The 21,568-nt window shown below is 71.5% G+C and carries 13 protein-coding genes, 1 tRNA gene, 1 other RNA gene and 2 pseudogenes; 10 read left to right on the top strand and 7 right to left on the bottom strand.

Annotated features, from left to right (window positions below):
• Positions 1–69 precede the first annotated feature (69 nt).
• Both ACFC09_RS15035 and ffs read right to left on the bottom strand, forming a co-directional pair.
• Positions 70–2,424, bottom strand: coding sequence for a DNA polymerase III subunit gamma and tau (locus ACFC09_RS15035; protein ID WP_376527623.1), 2,355 nt, complete (start codon positions 2,422–2,424; stop codon positions 70–72).
• Positions 2,425–2,491: 67 nt separating this feature from the next.
• Positions 2,492–2,586, bottom strand: an RNA gene (ffs, locus tag ACFC09_RS15030) — signal recognition particle sRNA small type.
• A gap of 72 nt (positions 2,587–2,658) precedes the next feature.
• Here ffs and ACFC09_RS15025 point away from each other — a divergent pair.
• Positions 2,659–2,746 (top strand) — tRNA-Ser (locus tag ACFC09_RS15025).
• Between the two features lie 80 nt (positions 2,747–2,826).
• Here ACFC09_RS15025 and ACFC09_RS15020 read toward each other — a convergent pair.
• The 4 genes and pseudogenes from ACFC09_RS15020 to fxsT all read right to left on the bottom strand — a co-directional run.
• Positions 2,827–3,877 (bottom strand): annotated as a pseudogene (locus tag ACFC09_RS15020) (tyrosine-type recombinase/integrase); the annotation flags it as partial.
• Between the two features lie 751 nt (positions 3,878–4,628).
• Positions 4,629–5,219 (bottom strand): hypothetical protein, encoded by a 591-nt coding sequence (locus tag ACFC09_RS15015; protein ID WP_376527620.1) that lies wholly within the window; start codon positions 5,217–5,219, stop codon positions 4,629–4,631.
• 396 nt (positions 5,220–5,615) lie between these two features.
• Positions 5,616–5,984: a hypothetical protein gene (locus tag ACFC09_RS15010; protein ID WP_376527618.1), complete on the bottom strand. Its 369-nt coding sequence runs from the start codon at positions 5,982–5,984 to the stop codon at positions 5,616–5,618.
• Positions 5,985–6,365: 381 nt separating this feature from the next.
• Positions 6,366–10,523: an FxSxx-COOH system tetratricopeptide repeat protein gene (gene fxsT, locus ACFC09_RS15005; protein ID WP_376527616.1), complete on the bottom strand. Its 4,158-nt coding sequence runs from the start codon at positions 10,521–10,523 to the stop codon at positions 6,366–6,368.
• Positions 10,524–10,811: 288 nt separating this feature from the next.
• On the opposite strand from fxsT, the gene ACFC09_RS15000 reads away from it, so the two are divergent.
• Entirely contained in the window at positions 10,812–11,228 is a 417-nt protein-coding gene (locus ACFC09_RS15000; RefSeq protein ID WP_376527613.1) for a hypothetical protein, read from the top strand.
• 17 nt (positions 11,229–11,245) lie between these two features.
• On the opposite strand, the gene ACFC09_RS14995 is transcribed toward ACFC09_RS15000, so the two are convergent.
• Complete coding sequence (locus ACFC09_RS14995; protein WP_376527611.1) at positions 11,246–11,758, bottom strand: hypothetical protein; 513 nt, start codon at positions 11,756–11,758, stop codon at positions 11,246–11,248.
• A 101-nt stretch (positions 11,759–11,859) separates the two neighbouring features.
• Here ACFC09_RS14995 and ACFC09_RS14990 point away from each other — a divergent pair.
• The 8 genes and pseudogenes from ACFC09_RS14990 to ACFC09_RS14955 form a co-directional block, all read left to right on the top strand.
• Positions 11,860–11,982 (top strand): annotated as a pseudogene (locus ACFC09_RS14990) (transposase); the annotation flags it as partial.
• A 94-nt stretch (positions 11,983–12,076) separates the two neighbouring features.
• On the top strand, positions 12,077–12,445 hold the full coding sequence (locus tag ACFC09_RS14985; protein ID WP_376527608.1) for an HGxxPAAW family protein: 369 nt from the start codon (positions 12,077–12,079) through the stop codon (positions 12,443–12,445).
• A gap of 98 nt (positions 12,446–12,543) precedes the next feature.
• Positions 12,544–13,434 (top strand): DUF2797 domain-containing protein, encoded by an 891-nt coding sequence (locus tag ACFC09_RS14980; RefSeq protein WP_376527605.1) that lies wholly within the window; start codon positions 12,544–12,546, stop codon positions 13,432–13,434.
• A 369-nt stretch (positions 13,435–13,803) separates the two neighbouring features.
• The gene (locus ACFC09_RS14975) at positions 13,804–14,670 is read left to right on the top strand and encodes an amidohydrolase family protein (protein ID WP_376528003.1); all 867 of its coding nucleotides are present in this window, start codon (positions 13,804–13,806) and stop codon (positions 14,668–14,670) included.
• Between the two features lie 359 nt (positions 14,671–15,029).
• A complete protein-coding gene (locus ACFC09_RS14970) occupies positions 15,030–15,770 on the top strand; it encodes a response regulator transcription factor (RefSeq protein WP_376527603.1) in 741 nt (246 codons plus the stop codon).
• Positions 15,767–17,389, top strand: coding sequence for an ATP-binding protein (locus ACFC09_RS14965; RefSeq protein ID WP_376527600.1), 1,623 nt, complete (start codon positions 15,767–15,769; stop codon positions 17,387–17,389). Before ACFC09_RS14970 ends, ACFC09_RS14965 begins: the two co-directional genes overlap by 4 nt.
• 14 nt (positions 17,390–17,403) lie before the next feature.
• Positions 17,404–19,011: a glycosyltransferase gene (locus tag ACFC09_RS14960; protein ID WP_376527597.1), complete on the top strand. Its 1,608-nt coding sequence runs from the start codon at positions 17,404–17,406 to the stop codon at positions 19,009–19,011.
• A complete protein-coding gene (locus tag ACFC09_RS14955) occupies positions 19,008–21,419 on the top strand; it encodes a glycosyltransferase family 39 protein (RefSeq protein ID WP_376527595.1) in 2,412 nt (803 codons plus the stop codon). Before ACFC09_RS14960 ends, ACFC09_RS14955 begins: the two co-directional genes overlap by 4 nt.
• Positions 21,420–21,568 lie beyond the last annotated feature (149 nt).

Genomic DNA, 21,568 nt, shown 5'->3' with positions numbered 1-21,568 from the left:
GGGGTCAGCCTAACCGGCACGGGGGAACCGATTTGTGCGGGCTTCCGAGGACCGGGGCGCGGCGGAGCTCTACTCGTTCGAGATCTCTTCCACCACCGTCGCCCCCAGCTCGCGCACGATCAGCTCGTGACCGGAGAGGGCCGACTCGTCGAGGTCGGGATCGTCGTCCTCGGGGATGTCGTCCTCGGGGGCGACCGGCGGCGGTTCGGGGGCTGCCGCGGGCCGGGAGGACGGGGGCTGAGCGGCCGACGCGGCGGTCTGCGGTCTGCTCTGGACCGCGGTCGGCGGCTGGGCGGTGGTCTGGGGCGCGGCGGAGCGCTGGGGGGACCCGGCACCCGACCCGCCGTAGCCTCCACCGCCGCCTGCGCCTGGTCCCGCACTTCCGCCGCCGTAACCGCCGGCGTTGCCGCCCCCGCCGTAGCCCTGCGGGCCGCCGGTGGGCGGGCCGGCCGAGCCGCCCGACGGGTCGACGATCGCCTCGATCTTCCACTGCACGTTGAACTGCTCGGCAAGCGCCTGCCGCAGCACGTCCTCGGAGCCGCTGCTCGTGAAGTTGTCACGGGCCCCGGCGTTGACGAAGCCGAGTTGGAGGGTGGTGCCGTCGAAGCCCGCGACCTGGGCGTTCTGACTGAGCAGGATCCAGGTGAAGCGGCGGCGGTTCTTGACGGCCTCCAGGATGTTCGGCCAGAGCATGCGGGGGTCGAGGCCACCAGAGCCCGCGCCCGCCGCCGGGACCTGGGGGGCGGCGGGCGGAGCTTGCGGGGTGGCGGCGGGCGGGGCCGGGGGCTGCTGTCCACCGCCCGCCGGAGCCGCCGTGGGCCAGCCGCCGGGCCGACGACCACCGCCCGCGGGTGCCGCGGTGGGCCAGCCGCCCGGCGCCGCCGCGGCGGCGGGAGGGGCTGCGGCGGGCGGGGCTGCGGGGGCCGGTTCGGGAGCAGGCGGGGTGGGCTGCGCGGCGGGCGTGACAGCAGCGGGAGCCTGCGGGCCTTCAGCGGCCGGAGCCATGGGCGTCGTGGGTGACGCGGGTGGCACGGGCGCCGCCCCGGACGCCGTGACGGGCGGATTGACCGAAGGAGTGGCGGGCGGAGTGCCGGGCGGTGTCATCGAGGACGCGCCGCCCCCAGGCGCCCGTACGGCCGCGCGCGCCGCGGCGGGACCACCGCCGGGCAGCCCGCCGCCCCCGCCCAGGTGGGTGTCGCCTCCCAGGTGGGCGTCGGGCCCGGGAACGTACCCCGCCGCGGGCGCGCCGCCGCCACCGGAGAAGTTGACGCCACGCTCCAGCCGGTCGAGACGGGCCGTGACGGAACGCTCGTCCCGGTAGGCCGCGGGCAGCAGCACGCGCGCGCAGATGAGTTCGAGCTGGAGGCGGGGCGAGGTGGCGCCGCGCATCTCGGTCAGCCCCTCGTTGACGAGGTCGGCGGCACGGCTCAGCTCGGCCGCCCCGAAGGTGCCGGCCTGGGCCTGCATGCGCTCGACGACATCCGCCGGGGCGTCGATGAGGCCCTTCTCCGCGGCGTCCGGCACAGCGGCGAGGATCACCAGGTCACGCAGCCGCTCCAGCAGATCGGCGACGAACCGGCGGGGGTCGTTGCCCCCTTCGATCACCCGGTCCACCACCTCGAAGGCGGCCGCCCCGTCACCGGTGGCGAACGCCTCCACGACGGAGTCGAGCAGCGACCCGTCGGTGTACCCGAGCAGCGAGGTGGCCATGGCGTACGTGACACCCTCGGCGCCCGAGCCCGCGAGCAACTGGTCCATGACGGACATGGAGTCACGCACGGATCCGGCCCCGGCGCGCACGACGAGCGGAAGCACTCCGTCCGCGACCGGGATGTCCTCCTTGCGGCACACCTCCGCGAGGTACTCCCGCAGGGTGCCGGGCGGCACGAGCCGGAACGGGTAGTGATGCGTCCGCGACCGGATGGTGCCGATGACCTTCTCGGGCTCGGTGGTGGCGAAGATGAACTTGAGATGCTCCGGCGGCTCCTCGACTACCTTCAGCAGGGCGTTGAAGCCGGCCGACGTGACCATGTGGGCCTCGTCGATGATGTAGATCTTGTACCGGCTGCCCGCGGGCCCGAAGAAAGCCTTCTCGCGCAGGTCACGGGCGTCGTCCACGCCACCGTGGGACGCCGCGTCGATCTCGATGACGTCGATGGAACCGGGCCCGTTCCTGGCCAGGTCGCGACAGGACTGGCACTCGCCGCACGGAGTGGGCGTCGGCCCCTGCTCACAGTTCAGACAGCGGGCCAGGATGCGCGCGCTGGTCGTCTTGCCACACCCGCGCGGCCCGCTGAACAGGTACGCGTGATTGACCCGGTTGTTCCGCAGCGCCTGCTGCAGCGGGTCGGTGACATGCTCCTGCCCGATGACCTCGGCGAAGGTCTCCGGGCGATAGCGGCGGTACAGCGCGAGAGACGACACGCATACGAGGTTATAGGCGCCCACTGACAACGATCCCCGCCATGGCCTCCCACCTGGGCCCGGGCACGCGAACGCCCCCCACGCACCCGCCAGAGCCAACCTACCCTTGCTGCCTTCCGGCCCTGGGGGAGTTCAGTCAGATAGCGCCGCGTGAGGGGCTTTGCACAGGGTACCCGATCTCCGCCTGGGGAACGAGTTCGCGAGCACACCTCAGGATCATGTAATGTTTCCGGCGGAGGATTCGCCTAGAGGCCTAGGGCGCACGCTTGGAAAGCGTGTTGGGGGCAACCCCTCACGAGTTCGAATCTCGTATCCTCCGCCATTGCTCTCACCGGGCAATACGTCGAAGGGCCCCACCGGTCACGGTGGGGCCCTTCGACGTTGTCCGTCTCAGTTTCCGTCTCAGTTGACTTTCCGGGCCGCGTCGGGCGGCTCCCAGAGAACGTCTCCGACTTGTTGCGCGACCTTCCGGAGCAGCGTCCCTGTCACGTGCATGTACCGGGCCCGCATCCGCGCCGCTCCCCCGGGCTCCCAGCCCATGATCGCGTCGACCACGACGTCCGGGACGCCGAGGATCAGAAGGACGGTCGCGGCGGTGTGGCGAGCGTCGTGAAGACGGCCGTCGCGCACGCCCGCGTCCCGCAGCAGACGCTTCCAGACGTGGAAGTCGGTATTGGGGCTGAGAGGACCGCCGGTCGGCGAGGCGAAGACGTAGCCCTTGTCCGTCCAGTCCGTACCGACTTCGACGCGCTCCTTCTCCTGCACCTCCTGGTGCTGCCGGAGAAGCTTGATCAGCGGGTCCGGGAGGCCGACCGTACGCCGTCCCGCGCGTGACTTGGTGCTCTTGTGCTCACGCCGGGTCTGCTGCCGTTTGGGGCAGTAGCCCGCCTTCCTGCCGCAGGGATCGTCTCCGCACCCGTGCGCGTACTTGGGCCGGAGCCGGTTCTTGCGGATGCGGACGTATCCCGCGTCGAGATCCACGTCTTCCCAGTGGAGCCCGAGGGCTTCCCCTTGCCGGAGGCCGAGGGCCAGGGCGACGACCCACCGAGCACTGTTGCGGAGCTTGGACGCCTCGACGAGCACGCTCTGCACCTCCTCGATCGTGTAAGGCTCGATGTCCTCTTCTTCGAGCCGCGGAGCCTTGGCGATCTCCGCCACGTTGGTGGGAACGTGCCCCCGTCGCACCGCCTCACCGAGGGCGGTCCGGATCGTCCGGTGGGCGTGGTGAGCGGTACCGGCCGCGCTCCCGGAGTCCTGCATCTTCCGGTAGAAGCGCTCCAGGCGCTCCGGCTCCAGCCTGTCGAGCTTGTGAGCACCCAGGCCGGGCACGAGGTGAACGCGTACGTCGACCTCGTACCCGTCGTACGTGTTCTCGGAGACGTACGGCTCGGCAATGTTCTCGACCCAGTGCTCAAAGCCACGCTTGGACTGTCCAGCTCTGGCCCGGCTTCCTGAGCTTCTTGACGGGCCACGGGGACGCTGACAGTCGGCGCGCGTCCTCGCGCCGCTCGCTCGTCCCATGGCGGCTCCAGCCCAAGGCCGCGGAGCCGGCCTCTCACCGTTGCCGGCTCTCCGCTGACGGGAGCGGGGGAGGGGGACTGGTGGAGATCGACTGAACCAAACGCTCGTCACAAGCGTTGTAGAACGCGAACAGAGTCTCCATACATCAGCGTGTCAAAGTGGGCTTGGCTCACCCAACACTCATGAAAGGGATGAAATGCCGGAACAGGACCTGGCGGCCAACCAAAAGAAACTCGCCTATCAGATTGCTTCGGGTGTAGCAACGGTAGGCAGTGCAACGTCTGCCGTTGCTGCCATCGTTACCCTGACAAAGTCGCGAGCGGTCTATTCGGCGCGGCGGCAAGCGCCTCAATGATTACTGCTGTTGGTACTGCTCTCCTGGCATCCCAGCAGGGGATGCATCGGCAGCCTGGGACCGATATTGAGCTGGGGTCTCAGCCGTCCAACGCCGGCGGGCCGCAGCGGCCGGCTCCCGTGCACTTCTCTCCCTCTGCCCACCCGTCCTCACCGGGGCGGTAGTTCGGCGCCTTCGTTCAGGCATGCCACAACCGTGCCAGAACCTACGGGGAGCCACGGGGAAGCACGGGGAGCGTGTCCGCGGCACCGACGTCTGGGAATCCCCTTCCCTGCAATTCAGCCACCCAAAAGGCCCCAGAATACCTGAGCTTCCCAAGCTGCGGTTTTTACCCCCGCACATTTGGAAGCAGTGGCTCGTGCCGGTGCCAGATCAGGTGACGGTCTTCTCGGCGCAACTCTGCGGAGCCCCATTCGACGCGCATCACGCCGTCCCCCATGGAACAGGCGTAGGCGACGAGGACGAGTCGCACGTCTTCGGGAAGCAGTTCCAGATCGGGATGCACTTCGGAGTCGTCGAGGTCTCCCCAGTCCAGGTCAAGCGGCTCCTGCATGGGCGGCGGGCCGTGGCGGCGGATCAAATCCGCTCGAAAGCCTGTGGCCCGCCGGAGGCATGCAGCCGTAACGGGAACGTCCTTCTTCGCGTACCGGAGAGGGTAGATCAGGCACCCGCGGATGAGCATCATCGTTCGCCCCTGTAGGCGCACGGCGTCCCCGAGACCAGCGAGGCCGGCGGCCAGTTCTTCGTACTGCACCGCGTAAAGGCCGTGCCCGTAGGCTTCGAGCGTCTGGGTATGGACGCCCTCGTGTCCGGTGCGGGCCCGCTCGTGCGCCCGGACGAGGCAGGCCGGGATGATGTCCGCCAGCTCACCCGCGATGTCTCCGAACGTCTCACTTGCCCAGTGACCGGCTGAACCCACGACGTACCGCCCCTCCCTGGTGGTCCTGGAGCACAGCGCCGAGCAGCATCCGCCCAAACCGTGCTGTCCCCCTGGCGAATCACGCAAGGTGGCATCCAGCGCACAGAAGGAGCGCATGCCACCTGAACGGGGCGCATCGCCGGTGCCTCTCGGTCAATCAGCAGCGGGGAACCGCGGTGAAGCCTCGGCCGGCCAGAGCCGCAAGCAACTGGTCCCCAGGCCGGCTCAGCCGGGCTGGCCACCCCCACTGACGTCCGCGACTGACATCAACGAGGCCGGACAGCAGCAGCCTTTGGCAATGGGGACTTCAGTCCTTCCCGCTGGGTGCCCGCAGTGCGGAGGGCCCCGGTGATAGCCGGGGCCTTTCGATTGCAGGGCGCCATCGGCTGGGTTCGGTCAGCGTCCGTGGCCTCCGTGGCCGCCATGACCGCCGCCGTAGCCACCGTGACCGCCATAGCCGCCGTGGCCGTAACCGCCGCCGTATCCGCCGTGGCCGTATCCGCCGCCGTAGCCTCCATAGCCCCCATAGCCCCCATAGCCTCCGTAGCCTCCATAGCCTCCATAGCCTCCGCCGTAGCAGACGTAGCCGTAGTAGGCGTTGAAGTAGCAGTTGCCGTAATACGCGTTGTAGTTCTGCGCATACGAAGAGTTCGTGTGGGTTGGGGTCGCCGAAGCGGTGCCCGCTGTGCCGATCGCGGTGCCACCGGCGATCAGAATCCCGGCAGCGGATATCGCGAGGAGATGCCTCGTGCGTTGCGCTCGCATGGGAACGCCCGCCTTTCCTTCCATCGTCTCGCGCGCCTGAAGGCGCGCCTGTGGCCGCCGCCGCAGAGAAGAGCCAGTGCGGGACGGTCGGTTTCACCGCTCGGATCTGAAAAGCAACGTCACAGCACCGGTGCCGGCAGGTGGGACCACGCGGTACGCGTGGGCGACATCAACGGCCGGAGTTCCTCGACTCGGGGAACTTCAACGGCCCGGGGCGTCCCAATTCACGGTTTTGGGCATAGTTTAGTCTGGTTTTGTGGGGTCGGCATCTTGTGTCCGGGCACGGGATTCTGCCCGGGGCGCGGCCAGGGGATTCGCCGGAGGGGGCGATCACAGGAGTCGATCGGGAGGGAGGGGCTGGGGGGCTTCGGTCGGTGGTGATCAGCCTACGTACGCCTCGTAGTCCCAGTAAGGACGGGTCCGTCGGCGGGCTGTGAGGGTGTGGGGGTGTTGGGGGCCCAGGGTGCGTATCAGCGTCGTCAGGGCTGCCTCCTCCAGCTTTTCGGCGTCCTTTAGTTCGTCCGTGGCGCGCAGGTCGGCGGCGAGGGCGACCTGGCACAGCTGGGTGAACGGGTGCTCGACGCCGAGGACGTACCTAGCCCGGTCGCAGGTGTCCGCGCTCAACCGGTGGGCCTCGGCCACGCGGTCGTTGGCGTTGCGTGCGTTCGCCGTGTTCAGGGCGCAGCCCAGAGTGGTGGGGTGGTCGGCGCCCAGGGTGGCGGTGAGACCGGCCAGCGCGGCCTCGAACAGCGCCAGCGCCTCGGTGCGTTCGCCCATGGCCAGCATGACCAGTCCGGTGTTGGAGAGCATGCCGGTGGTGACGGGGTGGGCGGGGCCGAGCAGGGAGCGGTAGCCGGACTCCGCCTCCACGATCAGGTCGCGCGCCTGGCCCGGATCGCCGGACTCCCGCAGGCAGTTGCCGTAGGCCGTGCGGCAGGACAGCGTGCGGTGGTGCTCCCGGCCGTACGCCTGCTCCAGCTGTGTCAGGAGTTCGGCCAGTGAGGCCGCGACGTCCGGGCCGCGGGCGTCGGAGTGGTGGAGGAGGCACAGGGCCAGCTGGAACCGTGCCTCAAGCGTCTGCGGATGCTGCTCGCCGAGCACCTGCGTGTGGAGCCGGACGAAGTACTCCTGGCGGGCGAGGGCGGCCTGGTGGCGGCCGAGGAGCCGCAGACCGTGGGTGACGGCGTTGCCCGAGTCCAGCGTGCTGATGTGGCGTCCGCCGAAGGCGTGTTCCCGCCGTGCGAGGGTCTGCGTGTCCAGCTCGTACGCCTCCTCGTACCGGCCGAGGAGCCGCAGGCCGACACCGAGGTCGTGCTGGGCGGCCAGGGTGGCGGACTCCGCGGGGCCGAGCCGGTCGAGGGTGTCCTGGAAGACTTCGTGCTGCACCTCGAACGCCTCCTGGTACCGCCCGGAGTGGCGCAGGCCGCCGGCCACGGCGCGCCTGGCGGTCAGCTCGCCGAGCGGGTTGCGCCGCGGGGCGGCCTCCAGCCGTTCGAGGACGCCCCGGGCCAGTTCGTACGCCTCACGGAACCTGCCGCCTGCCCGCAGCAGGGCGCCCTCCTGGTCGGCGAGGTCGAGCATGGGCTCGCTCAGCGGGTCCATGGTCGTGGACCAGAGGGTACGGACCTGTCGGGCCAGGGCCAGTCCGGCCTGGTGGTCCCCGCTGAGGAGGGAGTAACGCAGGCCGTTCAGGACCGTCCGCCGGACCGGGTCCCGGTCGCTGCCCAGCGCTCCGGAGGGCTCCAGGTGGGGCAGCAGGTCGGCGTACCTGGGCCAGTTCCTGCTGTCCTCCGGGTTGCCGGGGTCGGCCGCCGCGAGCAGGGTGCGGACGGCCCTGCGGTAATCGACGCGGCCGTCGCCCCTGCCCCTGCGGTCGCCCCTGCCGTCGCCCTTGCCCCTTCCGTTGTCCTTGCCCTCGCCCTCGCCCTTGTCGTCGCCGTCGCCGTCGCCGTCGATCAGCCTGGAGACGATGTCGTGGACGAGGCGGTGCATGTGCACGGTCTCCCCGGACGGGTCCGCCTCGGCGCCGGCCGGATCGCCGTGGTGGCCGCGGGTGAGCACCGAGTAGGTGACCAGGGTGTCCAGGGCGTGGGTCCAGGCGGGCAGGTCGTCGGTCATCCAGCGCAGTTCCTCGGGCAGGTCGGTCCCCGGGCAGGCGTGGACGAGGCCGAGCGGAATGGGGCCGGGTGCGAACGCCGTGCACAGGCCGAGGACGTCCAGGGCCCGGGGCTCGGCGCGGCGGAGCCGGTTGAGCAGGATCGACCAGGAGGTCATGGAGGACTGCGGGAAGCCGTCGCCGGTGCCGGTTTCGTCCACGGTGGAGAGCCTGCGTTCGCGGACCATCCGGAGGTATTCGGACGCGTCCGTGCCGGACTCACCGAGCCAGGCGGCGGCCTGCACCAAGGGCAGCGGTACGTCGCCGAACTCGGCGGCGACCTCGTCCGCCTCGGCGGCGGTGAGATGCGGGGCGCGCCGCATCAGGTAGGCCATGGACTCCGCGCGCGGGAACGCGGGGATCTCCACGACGTCCATGTGGTCGCCCCACGTCCGGTTCCGTGAGGTGACGAGGATGTGCCCGGATCCCTCGGGGAGCAGCGCGCCAACGTCCTCGGTGTCGTCCCAGCCGTCGAAGACCACCAGCCAGTTGGCGTACGGGTGGCCGCGGCGCAGGGCGTCCCGGACGGCGCGGATGCGTTCCTCGGGTTCGCTGCCGACGGGCAGACCGAGCTTGACGGCGAGTTCGCCGAGGCGGTCGCGCTGGGTGGCGCGGTCGTCGGAGTCGACCCACCACACCAGGTCGTAGGCGGTGTTGAAGCGGTGCGCGTACTCGGCGGCGAGCTGGGTCTTGCCGACGCCGGACATGCCGAGCAGGGTGCAGGCGGCGGCGCCGCGCTCGGCGTCGGCCAGCCGCTGGTGGATGTCGGTCAGCAGGTGGTCGCGGCCGGTGAAGCGCGGGTTGCGGCGCGGGACCTCGCCCCAGACCTCGCAGCTCGTCTCCGGGTAGCGGGTCAGGGCCCGCTGGGTGCGGGCACGTTCCAGGCCGAGCCTGCTCAGCAGGCGGTCCTCGGCCTCCTCCTCGCTCAGCCCCCACAGGCCGGCCGGTTCCAGCACCGCGGTCGCCGGCCGCAGCACCCGGTTAGTCAGGCTGACGGCCGCGAAGCGGTCGGAGTGGGCCGCGACGAATCCGCGCAGCACTGCGTCCCACTCGCCCGCGGGCCGCGGGCCGATCTCGAAGAACCCGTCGTTGAGGACGAGCAGCACGCGCACGCTGGACCGGAGCAGGTCGCCCAGCGAATCCTCCAGGGGGACCTGGCGCGGCGGGTCCCAGTGCTGGAGCGTGACCCGGTGACCGTGGCGCTCCAGGCACTGCGCGATCCACGCCGCCCAGGGCCGGTTGGCGCCGGAGAAGACGATCGTGACGCTCGACGGAGCGGCCGTGAAGTCCCGCCGGACCGCGGTGGGGGAACCGGCCGAGCCGGTCGCCACGAGATCCCCGCGGGGGGCCGGCGCGCGGGGGGCCGGCGCGCGGGGGGCCTCCGCCGCCGTCGCCGTCTCCGTCGTCGGATCCGGCCCTGTCGTCGGATCCGGCCCTGCCGTCGGATCCGGCCCTGCCGTCACCGATGCCGTCGCCGTCGATGCCGTCGTTGTCGTTCCGTCCTGTCCCGTGGTTCCTTCCGGTGTCCTGGTCCCCGGCGTGGCTGCCCGCAGCCGCGCCACTTCTTCGCGCAGAGCGTCGAGTTCCGCCTGCTTCCTCTCCCTGTTCTCCTCGGCCTGCCGCCGGTCCCGGTGTTCCTCGTCGGCCGCCGCGGCATCGGCGGCGAGCAACTGGTGTTCCAGATCGACGCAGCGTTGCTCGGCCCGTGCAACACGTCGTTCGGCCGCTTCGAGCGCCTTTTCCAGGTCTGCCACCCGCTGGTGCAGCGCGTCCCGCTCGGTGCGCTCCCGGTGTTGCTCCGCGCGCAACAGGTCCAGCTCGACGCCGATGAGCCGGTGGTCCGACGCCGTCCGGGTGAGTTCCGCCCGCTCCGCCTCCAGCCTCGCCACCTGCTCCTGCGACTGTTGCAGGGCCGTGGCCACCGCGTCGGCCTGGGTCCTGGCCAGGTCCTTCTCGTGGAGAGCGGTGACCAGTTGGTCCTCCAGGTGCTGGACCTTCCAGGCGCGACCGCTGGTCGCCTTCAGGGCCGCGCGTTGCAGCCCCGTCACGCGAAGCCGCGCTTCCTGGGCCATCGGGCGACCGAGTTTCCTGCCGACGTCGTCCATCAGCGTGGCGATGAAGTTGTCCGGCGCCACCGTGTCCCCGCTGAGATACCGGCTGACGCTGCTCGCGTGGTAGCGGCGCGTGACGGCGTACCTGCGTACGGAGATGTCGAGCACCTCGAAGCATCTGCGGAGCGCCAGGGCCAGGTCACGGCGCTCTCCCACCACGTCGTCCGCGATGGGGCGCAGGCCGAGGCTCACGGACACGGCGCCCACCGTGTCGTCCGGGGGCAGCAGGTCCCCGGACAGCGCGTGGTCGTCGCCGGGAGGTCGCTCGTTCACTGTGCTTCTCCTCCGGGTGCGCTCCGGCCGTGTTCCACAGCATCCGCAACGCGTAGAGCTTGGCGCAACACCGCCGACGATGCGGAGAGTTGCGGCATCTGCCCCTGGACTCGATGCGAAAGGAGTGACCATGAAGAGGAGTGACCATGAAAAGGAGCGATCATGAAATGGATGGACGCACGGGGGTGGACGCACAGGGGTCAGGGATGAGAGGCCAGGGATGAGGGGCCGGAGGCGAGGGCCAGAGACGAGCGGCCGGAGGCGAGGGCCAGAGATGAGGGGCAGAGCGTGAGTGCGGAGATCGTTCAGTTTCTGGGGCAGGCCGGGCCGTATCTGACGGCGGCTCTGGGTGCCTATGGCGCAGGGGTGTTGACCCGGGCGGAGAACTCGGCGGTGGACGCGACGGCGAATGCCGGTCGTCGCCTGTTGCAGGCCGTATGGCGGCGCCGGGATGCGCAGGGGCGTGCCGAACTGGAGGCCGCGGTCGGCGACGCGGTCGCGGAACCGGACGACGCGGACGCGGCGGCGGCCCTGCGCCAGCAGATCAAGCGGGCTCTGCGGGACGACGTGGAGTTGCTGCGCGAACTGACCGCCCTGCTGCCCGGCGGCGGGGTCTCGGTCACGGCATCCGGGGAGCGGTCGGTGGCGGCAGGCGGTGACATCGGGGTCGCGATCACCGGTGACATCCGTACGGAACGGCTCTGACCTGCGACGATTCCTCGTCAGTCCGGCAGGCCCAGATCCTCGCGCATGACGCGGCGCATCGCGGTGAGCCTGGGCTCCGCGGTCTTCAGGGCCAGCAGAGCCTGTTCCGCGCTCTCTCCTTCTCTCGCCCGGCCCCGGTCGATGCGTTTGGCGGTGGCGTCGACCGCGGCCAGGACGGTGTTCACCTCGCGGGACGACCTGAGCACCGCCTCGGGGACGATCATCTGTGCCTCGGCGTAGCGGTCGCGGTAGTCCCGCCGGGCCTCCTCGACCTGGACGCGGTCGTCGTCGCTGTAGACCCCGTCCCGCAGGCGGTGCAGGGCGTCCTTCAGCATGGTGTGGAAGTGGCGGGAAGCCCGGTTCATCGCCGTGTAGGCGGCCCGCCGCTCCTCGAAGCGCCGCCTCGCCTCCTCGGCCCGGCTGTCCTCCGCCCGTCGGCGCTTGGCCGTCCAACTGGTGATCAGCGGCGCGAACAGGGTGCCGAGGACTCCGACGACGGCAGTGACCATGGCGGCTGTGGCGGCACCCATGGGGGTGACCCTAGCCGTATCGCGGGGCGGCCTCAGCCGTATCGCGGGGCGGCCCTGGTCGTACCGTGGCGCCCCTGCCGAGGGGTCGAAGGCCGGGAGAAGAGTTCACAGGCCGGAGCAACCGCGCCATCATGCACGGACACCAGTGGTCGCCCTCGTATTTCTCCGCATCGTGCGGCGGAGCACCGTTGGCGATCGTCCCTCAGTACGTCGAGCAGCAAAAGCGTTGTTCGGGAGTAAATACCTTGCGTGGTGGGGGAGTTCAGGCCCTCACGCCGAGCGGGCGGACTCGCCCTGCCGACGAACGGAGGCGGGAACGTGAGCGGACAGCACGACGAGGGACACACGGTCGCCGGTTGGACCGGTGCCCTCATAGCGACCGTCGGGTCCACGGTGGCGGGCCTGGGCGTGGTCATGGCCTCCGCCGCGGTGGTGGGCGGCGGGACCGGGATCGTCGCCGTGGCCGTCCTGGTCACCTGGGTGCTGCACCTCGTGGGCTGGGGCAAGCCGCCCGGCCCGCGGCCCCGGGAGACCTGGGGCATGCGGGTCCGGGACGCCGGAGCGCGGGACGGGCACGTGGGATGCGTGGCATGCCGGCTGGCGGGGCGCGAGCGGCGTACGGCAGTGGTGGCGGCCGGGGCGGGCAACGGGGAGCCGGAGTCTGCGGTTGCGGAGGCCGGTCACTGAAGCCGGTCGCTGAAGCCGGTCACTGACGTCGGTCGCGGCCCTCTCTCCGATCCGAAGGGCAGGGGCGTTGTCAGTGGGGGCGCCTACTCTCGGAGGTGATGGCACAGGCATGGAAATGCGCGGGGCTGCGGTGGGCCGGGGACGGTCCCGTGCTGGTGTGGGACGGGGGACGCAGGAGTGCGTTGCCCCGGGGGAAACGGGTGGCCTTCGGAGTCCTGGACGGGGGTGTGCGGAGATGTGCGGGGGCGCGTGGGCATCCCTGCCCGGTGCGGGCGGTGGTGTCGGGTCGGAGCACCGGCGCGCGGTGCGAGGAGTGCGCGCGGCTGGACCGGGCGCACTCCGTGGCCGCGGACACCGTCGCGGACGACCCGCGGCCGTACCACGTGTATCTGGCGTGGTTCGGGCCCGGCCTGGTCAAGGTCGGGATCACCGCCGGAGAACGGGGGTCCGCGAGGCTTCTCGAACAGGGCGCCGTCTGCTTCAGCTGGCTCGCGGTCGGTCCGCTGATGGCCGCGCGGCGCACCGAGGAACTGCTGCGGGCCGCGCTGCGGGTGCCCGACCGGATCCCGTACGGCGTGAAGCGGGCGGTGCGGGCGGCGCTGCCCGGGTCGCCGGCCGAGCGCTCCGCGGAGATCGAGGCGCTGCACGCGCGCGCCGTCGCGCTCGACAACTGGCCGGAGGCGCTCGCCCGTGAGCCGTTCCTGGCGGTGGACCACGCGGAGGTGTTCGGGCTGACGGCGGGCCCGGCGGCCGCGTTCGGCGAGGTGACCGAGCTGGTGGCGGGCGGGGGTGTGAGCGGTGAGCTGGTCGCCGTGGCGGGGCCCGATCTGCACCTCGCCACCGAGCGCGGGACGGTCGTCCTGGACACCCGGCTGATGACCGGATGGGAACTGGTCCCGGTCCTGCCGGGGGCCGACGCACGCGGGGGGATCGCCGTACCCGTACGGAAGTTCAAGGAGGAGGCGGGAATTCAGGACGAGCTGTTCTGAGCCGGGGCGACGGCCGGACGTGGACAGTACGCGGTCCGTGGGCGATCGTGGGGGAATGAGCGATCATCCCGGTGGAGCGGGCGCGTGACCGGCACGGAGAGGACATCCGCCGCCCCGACGGACGGCTCCGCCGACGTGGACGGGGCCTCCGAAGCGGGCAGAACTGCTGAGCCCACCGGGGTCCCTGGAGCTGGCGGGGCCCTGGAAGCCCACGGGGCCCGTGAAACCGGCGGGGCCCATGAGGCCGATAGAGCCCGTGAAGCCGGCGGGTCCGATGAAGCCGATGGGTCCCATGAAGCGGGTGGAGCCCATGGTTCCTCCGAAGGCACCCAAGGCACCCAAGGCACCCAAGGCACCCAAGGCACCGAAATATCTGATGTCCGGCGGTTCTGGACTCGGCTCGGGGTGCCGGGGCTCGTGGACGTGCATACGCACTTCATGCCCGAGCGCGTGCTGCACAAGGTGTGGGCCTACTTCGACGGGCTCGGGCCGCTCACCGGCGGCCTGGAGTGGCCGATCGCCTATCGGACCGGTGAGGGCGAACGGGCCGCGCTGCTGCGCGAGTTCGGCGTACGGGCCTTCACGGCGATGCTGTATCCGCACAAGCCCGGCATGGCCCGCTGGCTCAACAACTGGGCCGCCGACTTCGCCGGCCGCACGCCAAACTGTCTGCACACCGCGACCCTCTTCCCGGAGGAGGACGCCACCGGCTACGTCCGGCAGGCGCTCGACGACGGGGCCCGGGTGTTCAAGGCGCATGTGCAGGTGGGGGCCTACGATCCGGCGGACGACCTGCTCGACCCGGTCTGGGGGCTGCTCGCCGAGGCCGGGGCCCCGGTGGTGATCCACTGCGGTTCCGGGCCCGCACCCGGCAAGCACACCGGACCGGGGCCGATCGGACGGGTCCTGGCCCGGCATCCGCGGCTGCGCCTGGTCGTCGCGCACCTCGGGATGCCCGAGTACGAGGACTTCCTCGCGCTGGCCGAGCGGTTCACCGAGGTGCGGCTCGACACGACGATGGCGTTCACGGACTTCATCGAGGACCACGCGCCCTTCCCCCGTCGCGCCCTGCCCCGCCTCGCCGACCTCGGCGACCGCGTCCTGCTCGGCTCCGACTTCCCCAACATCCCCTATCCGTACGTGCACCAGTTGCACGCGCTGGAACGGCTCGGCCTCGGCGACGCCTGGCTGCGGGCGGTGTGCCACGACAACGGGGCCCGGTTGTTCGGTTTGTGAGCCGTCGCCCACCCCCGTGATGGCGACGACGACGGTGACGGCGAAGACAAAGACGAAGACGGCGACGGTGACGTCCGGCCCGGTGGTCCTGACGGCCGGCCGGTGGTCCCGGCATCCGGCCCGGTGGTCCCGACGGCCGGCCCGGTCGTCCCGGCATCCGGCCCGGTCGTCCTGCTGCTCGATCCAGTGGCTCTGAGGCTCCCTCTGAGGGCATCGGCGCAGGCCAGGGGCGTCTGGGAGGCACCCAGGAGGTGCCCGGCAGACACCCATGGACTGGCTGAGGGCCCGCTGTGGGTTTCTCAGAGAAATCACAGACAAGTGAAAGTGTGCTCTCAGAGGCCGCCGCAAAGGTGTCCACCATGACCACGACCTCGCCCCAGGGGCGCACCGAACTGCTGAGGCCGGACGGGAGCCCCGTCCGAGTGCTTGTGGTGGACGACGAGCTGTCGATCACCGAACTGCTGAGCATGGCTCTCCGTTACGAGGGCTGGCAGATCCGCAGCGCAGGCGACGGCCAGGGTGCCGTCCAGACCGCCCGGGAGTTCCGGCCCGACGCCGTCGTCCTGGACATGATGCTGCCCGACATGGACGGGCTGACCGTGCTGGGCCGGCTGCGCCGCGACCTGCCGGACGTACCGGTCCTCTTCCTCACCGCGAAGGACGCGGTGGAGGACCGGATCGCCGGTCTCACCGCGGGCGGCGACGACTACGTCACCAAGCCGTTCAGCCTGGAGGAGGTCGTCGCCCGGCTGCGCGGACTGATCCGCCGGTCCGGCGCCGCCGACCGGCGCTCCGACTCCGTACTCGTCGTCGGTGACCTCACCCTCGACGAGGACAGCCACGAGGTGTCGCGGGCCGGGGACAACATCCACCTCACCGCCACCGAGTTCGAGCTGCTGCGCTTCCTGATGCGCAATCCGCGCCGGGTGCTCAGCAAGGCGCAGATCCTCGACCGCGTCTGGTCCTACGACTTCGGCGGTCAGGCCAACGTCGTCGAGCTGTACATCTCCTATCTGCGCCGGAAGATCGACGCCGGTCGGGAACCGATGATCCACACCCGGCGCGGCGCCGGTTACCTGATCAAGCCCGCCGCGTCATGAGCGGACGCCGACGGCCGCGTACGCAGCAGCGACGAGCGCGACAGCAGCGCACCCTGCGAACCCGGCTGGTCGTCGCGACCGTCATGCTCGTCGCCGTCGTCTGCGCGGTGATCGGCACCGTGACCACGCTCGCGCTGCGGTCACACCTGTACCAGCAGCTCGACGGCCAGCTCAGCGAGGTCGGCGCGCGTGCGGCCGGCATGTTCGCGCCGCCCGGCCAGGGCGCGGGCGGGCCCGCCGCCCAGCAGGGCGTCCTGCGCGCCAAGTCCAAGACGGTCGACCTGACCGATTTCGTCTCCCGGGGCCCGCAGCCGCAGTACACGATCGCCGCGGTGGTCGACAACGGCGCCGTCACCGAAGGCAAGGTCGGCCACAAGTCGCACGACACCCTCGACATGAGCGCCCAGTCGCTCGCCGAGGACCAGCTCTCGGCGCTCGGCTCCGTCCCCAAGGACAAGGCCAAGCACACCGTCGACATCCCCGGTCTGGGCAGCTACCGCGCGCAGTACGTCACCGGCCCCAACGGCAGCTATTACGTGGCCATACCGACCAAGGAAACCGACGACAACATCAACACCCTGATCCTCGTCGAGATCAGCGTGACCGCCGCCGGTCTGGTCGCCGCGGGAATCGCCGGGTACGTCCTGGTCGGCGTCGCCACCCGCCCCCTGCGCAGGGTCGCCGCCACCGCGACCCGGGTCTCCGAACTGCCCCTGCACACCGGAGAGGTGCAGCTGAGCGAGCGGGTACCGGAGTCCGAGTGCGACCCGCACACCGAGGTCGGACAGGTCGGCGCGGCACTGAACCGGATGCTCGACCACGTGCACGGTGCCCTGCACGCCCGCCAGCAGAGCGAGATGCGGGTACGGCAGTTCGTCGCGGACGCCAGCCATGAGCTGCGTACGCCACTGGCCTCCATCCGCGGCTACGCCGAACTGACCCGGCGCGGCCGGGAGCAGGTCGGCCCCGACACCCGGCACTCCCTCGGCCGTATCGAGTCCGAGGCGGGCCGGATGACGCTGCTCGTCGAGGACCTGCTGCTGCTCGCGCGGCTCGACGCGGGCCGGCCCCTCCAGTTCGAGCAGACCGACCTCATCCCGCTCGTCGTGGACACCATCAGCGACGCCCGCGCGGCCGGCATGGACCACACCTGGCGGCTGGACCTGCCCGACGAGCCGGCCCTCGTCTCCGCGGACGCGGCACGGCTGCAACAGGTCCTGGTCAACCTGCTGGGCAACGCCCGCAACCACACCCCGACCGGCACCACGGTCACGGCCCGGGTGCAGCGGCGCGGGGAGTGGATGTGCATCGACGTCGAGGACAACGGCCAGGGCATTCCGGCCGATTTGCTGCCGCACGTGTTCGAACGGTTTGCGCGGGGCGACTCCGCCCGGTCCAGATCCACCGGCTCGACCGGCCTGGGCCTGGCCATCGTGCAGGCCGTGGCGACCGCGCACGGCGGGTCCGTCACCGTGGACAGCGCCCCCGGGCGCACGGTGTTCACCGTGCACCTGCCCGTGCTTCACCCGGCGCTCCCCCGGCAGGCCCGCGAAACACCTTGGCAATCGCACTCACAGGCGCAGCACAGTGCCACCACATGGGCAGAACAGGGCGCCTGACGACAGTCGGGGGCATGCGAACCGACTCTTCTCCCGGCACCCTGCCGGCGCGGGAGCACCTCCCGGCCGCAGCCGCCGGTACGCCTGTCCTGGACGTAGTGATCCCCGTCTACAACGAGGAGAAGGACCTGGGGCCATGTGTGCTCAGACTGCACGAGCACCTCACCCGCACCTTCCCGTACGCGTTCCGCATCACGATCGCCGACAACGCGTCCACCGACGCCACCCCGCGGGTGGCGGCCGACCTGGCGGTACGGCTGCCCGAGGTGCACGACTTCCGTCTGGAGCAGAAGGGCCGCGGGCGCGCCCTGCGGACCGTGTGGTCCGCCTCGGACGCCCCGATCCTCGCGTACATGGACGTCGACCTGTCCACCGACCTCAACGCGCTGCTGCCGCTGGTGGCCCCGCTGATCTCGGGCCACTCCGACCTGGCGATCGGATCCCGGCTGAGCCGGTCGTCGCGGGTGGTGCGCGGCGCCAAGCGGGAGTTCATCAGCCGTTCGTACAACCTGATCCTGCGCGGCTCGTTGCAGGCCCGCTTCTCCGACGCGCAGTGCGGCTTCAAGGCGATCCGGCGCGATGTGGCCCAGGCGTTGCTGCCGCTGGTGGAGGACACCGGCTGGTTCTTCGACACCGAGATGCTCGTGCTCGCCGAGCGGGCCGGGCTGCGGATCCACGAAGTGCCGGTCGACTGGGTCGACGACCCGGACTCGACGGTGCACATCGTGAAGACGGCGACCGAGGACCTCAAGGGGGTGTGGCGGGTGGGCAAGGCCCTGGCCACCGGTTCGCTGCCGCTTGACCGGCTCACCCGCCCCTTCGGCGACGACCCGCGCGACCGGGACATCCAGGACGTGCCGAAGGGGCTGGCCCGCCAACTCGTCGGGTTCTGCGTGGTCGGCGGCCTGTCCACCCTCTTCTACCTGGTCCTCTACAGCCTCTTCCGGCAGTTCTCCGGCTCCCAGGTGGCCAACGCGCTCGCCCTGCTGGTCTCGGCCGTCGCCAACACCGCGGCCAACCGGCGGCTGACCTTCGGGGTGCGCGGGCGCGGCGGAGCGGTCCGGCACCAGGCGCAGGGCCTGGTCGTCTTCGGCATAGGTCTCGCCCTGACCAGCGGTTCGCTCGCCGCCCTGGACGCGGCCAGCAGCAACCCGCCGCACTCCACGGAGCTGGCGGTGCTGATCGCCGCCAACCTCGCGGCGACCGTGCTGCGCTTCCTGCTGTTCCGCGCGTGGGTGTTCCCGGAGCGGCGCGAGTACGGTACGGGTCCGGCGGCCCCGGACGCCCACCACCCGGCGTCCGCAGCGCCCCACCCCGCGCCCCCGGCGTCCGCCGCGCCCCACCCGGCGGCCACGGCCCAGTACCCCGTCTCCGCCGGGCGGCTGCCGGGCCTGCCCGCCCAGCCCTCCGGCCCGTCCGCGCAGCCCTCCGGCCCGTCCGCGCAGCCTTCGGGCCCGTCCGCACAGCACGGCTCCGCCCAGTACCAGCACACCCAGCACACCCAGCACCCGACGACCACCCAGTCTCGCGTCGACGACGCCGCGGACGACAACTGGAGGGACGCCACCATGCGGATGCAGCCGGTGCGCCCTCATGACACCGACCCGGGGGAAGCCCGATGACCACCCACTACGAGCAGCCGTCCCCGCACGGCGGCCCCGGCCCGTCGGGCCCGCCGCAGACGGCTCCCCCACCCCCGGCCTCGCCGCCGCCCCCGGCCCTGGCATCCGGGCCGGCCGCGGCGGACGCGCCCGGGAACCCCGTCCCCGAGTCGGGTGAACCGAAGCAGCCCTTCGTCCGCAGACTGTGGCGCGGGCGTCCGGAGGACCCCCGCTGGGCACGCCCGGCCTTCCTCGGCCTGCTGCTCGCCACCGCGCTGCTCTACCTCTACGACCTGAGCGTCTCCGGCTACTCCAACTCCTTCTACTCGGCGGCCGTGCAGGCGGGCAGCAAGTCGTGGAAGGCGTTCTTCTTCGGCTCGCTGGACGCGGGCAACGCCATCACCGTCGACAAGCCCTCGGCCTTCCTGTGGCCGATGGACCTGTCCGTGCGGATCTTCGGCCTGAACTCCTGGGCGATCCTCACCCCCGAGGTCCTGATGGGCGTCGGCACGGTCGCGGTGGTCTACGCGGCCGTACGGCGCCGGTTCAGCCCGGTGGCCGGGCTGGTCGCGGGCGCGGTGCTCGCGCTCACCCCGGTCGCGGCGCTGATGTTCCGGTACAACAACCCGGACGCCATGCTGGCCCTGCTGATGGCGCTGGCCTGCTACCTGGTGCTGCGTGCCGTGGAGGACGGCCGGACCAAGTGGCTGGTGTGGGCGGGGGCCGCGATCGGCTTCGCCTTCCTCGCCAAGACGTTGCAGGCGTTCCTGATCCTGCCGCCGCTGGCGATCGTGTACGCGGTCTGCGCTCCGGTGCGGCTGCGCAAGCGGTTCGTCCAGTTGGGCCTCGCCACGGCGGCGATGGTCGTCGCGGGCGGCTGGTGGGTGGCGATCGTGGAGCTGTGGCCCGCCTCGTCGCGCCCGTACATCGGCGGCTCCCAGAACAACTCCTTCCTTGAGCTGACCTTCGGCTACAACGGCTTCGGTCGGCTGAGCGGCGACGAGACCGGCAGCGTCGGCGGCCGGGGCGGCGCGGGCGGCGGCGGCCGCTGGGGGGAGACCGGCTGGGACCGGATGTTCAGCGCCGAGGTCGGCAGCCAGGTCTCCTGGCTGATTCCGGCCGCGCTGATCCTGCTGGTGGCCGCCCTGTGGGCCACCCGGCGGGCCCGGCGCACGTCCGTGACCCGGGCCTCGTTCCTGGTCTGGGGCGGCTCACTGCTGATCACCATGATCGTGTTCAGCTACATGGCGGGCATCTTCCACCAGTACTACACGGTCGCCCTCACCCCGTACCTCGCGGCCGTGGTCGGGATGGGCGTCGGTCTGGTGTGGGAGCGGCGGGCCGAGACCTGGGCCTCGCTGGTCCTCGCGGCCTCCGTGGTGGCCGCCGCGGCCTGGGGTTACGTGCTGCTCAACCGCACCCCGGACTACGCGCCCTGGCTGCGCTGGCTGGTCCTGATCGGTGGCCTGGCCGCCGCGCTGGGCCTGATCTTCGTGGCCCGGGTGCCGCGCCGGCTGGCCCTCGGGGCGGCGGCCGCGGGCCTCGTCGCCGCGCTGGCCGGACCGACCGCGTACACGCTGTCCACGATCGACTCCGCCCACACCGGCGCCATTCCGACGGCCGGTCCTGCGGGTGCGAGCCGGATGGGCTTCGGGGGCGGCCAGGGCGGTGGCGGCGGTATGCGCGGCGGCTTCGGCGGAGGCGGCGGCATGCCCGGCGGTCAGGGGCAGCAGAACGGTGGCGGTGGCTTCCCCGGCGGCCAGGGGCAGCAGAACGGCGGGGGCGGTTTCCCGGGCGGCGGCGGCTTCCCGAGCGGCGGCGGCTTCGGCGGCGGTACGCCGGGCGGTCAGGGACAGCAGAACGGCGGCGGCGGTTTCCCCGGCGGCCAGGGACAGCAGAACGGCGGGGGCTTCCCGGGGACCGGCGAGGGCGGCCGGACGGGTGGCGGCATGGGCGGCGGCGGCATGGGCGGTCTGCTCAACGGGCCCACGGTCAGCTCGGACGCCAAGAAACTGCTGGAGACGGACGCCGACCAGTACACCTGGGTCGCCGCGTCCATCGGCGCCCAGAATTCGGCGAGCTACCAACTGGCCACCGGCGACCCGGTGATGGCGATCGGCGGATACAACGGCACCGACCCGTACCCGACGCTGGAGCAGTTCCAGCAGTACGTGGCGGACGGGAAGATCCACTACTTCATCTCCGGCGGCCGGGGAGCCGGCATGCCCGGCGCTATGGGTGGCGGCGACACCGGCAGCGGCACGGGCACGGGCACCGGCACCGGCACCGGCACCGGCACCGGCACCGGCACCGGCACCGGCACCAGCGTCTCGTCGCAGATCACTTCGTGGGTCGAGAGCAACTTCAAGAAGGTGACGGTCGGCTCGGACACCTTCTACGACCTCACGCAGAAGACGAGCGGCAACTGATGAACGACAGCGCTTGATAACCGGCTGAGGACCGGTACGCCCGGCGGGGCGGGGGTGGGGGCCGGGGTGAACAAACCCCCCCCCCCGCGGGGGGGGGGGGGCGGTGGGCCCCCGCGCAGTTGGCAGGCCCGCGGGGCCGGGTTGGCGGG

Source organism: Streptomyces sp. NPDC056161, from assembly GCF_042268025.1.
Classification (GTDB): domain Bacteria; phylum Actinomycetota; class Actinomycetes; order Streptomycetales; family Streptomycetaceae; genus Streptomyces.
This window is presented reverse-complemented; position numbering and strand designations above follow the sequence as displayed.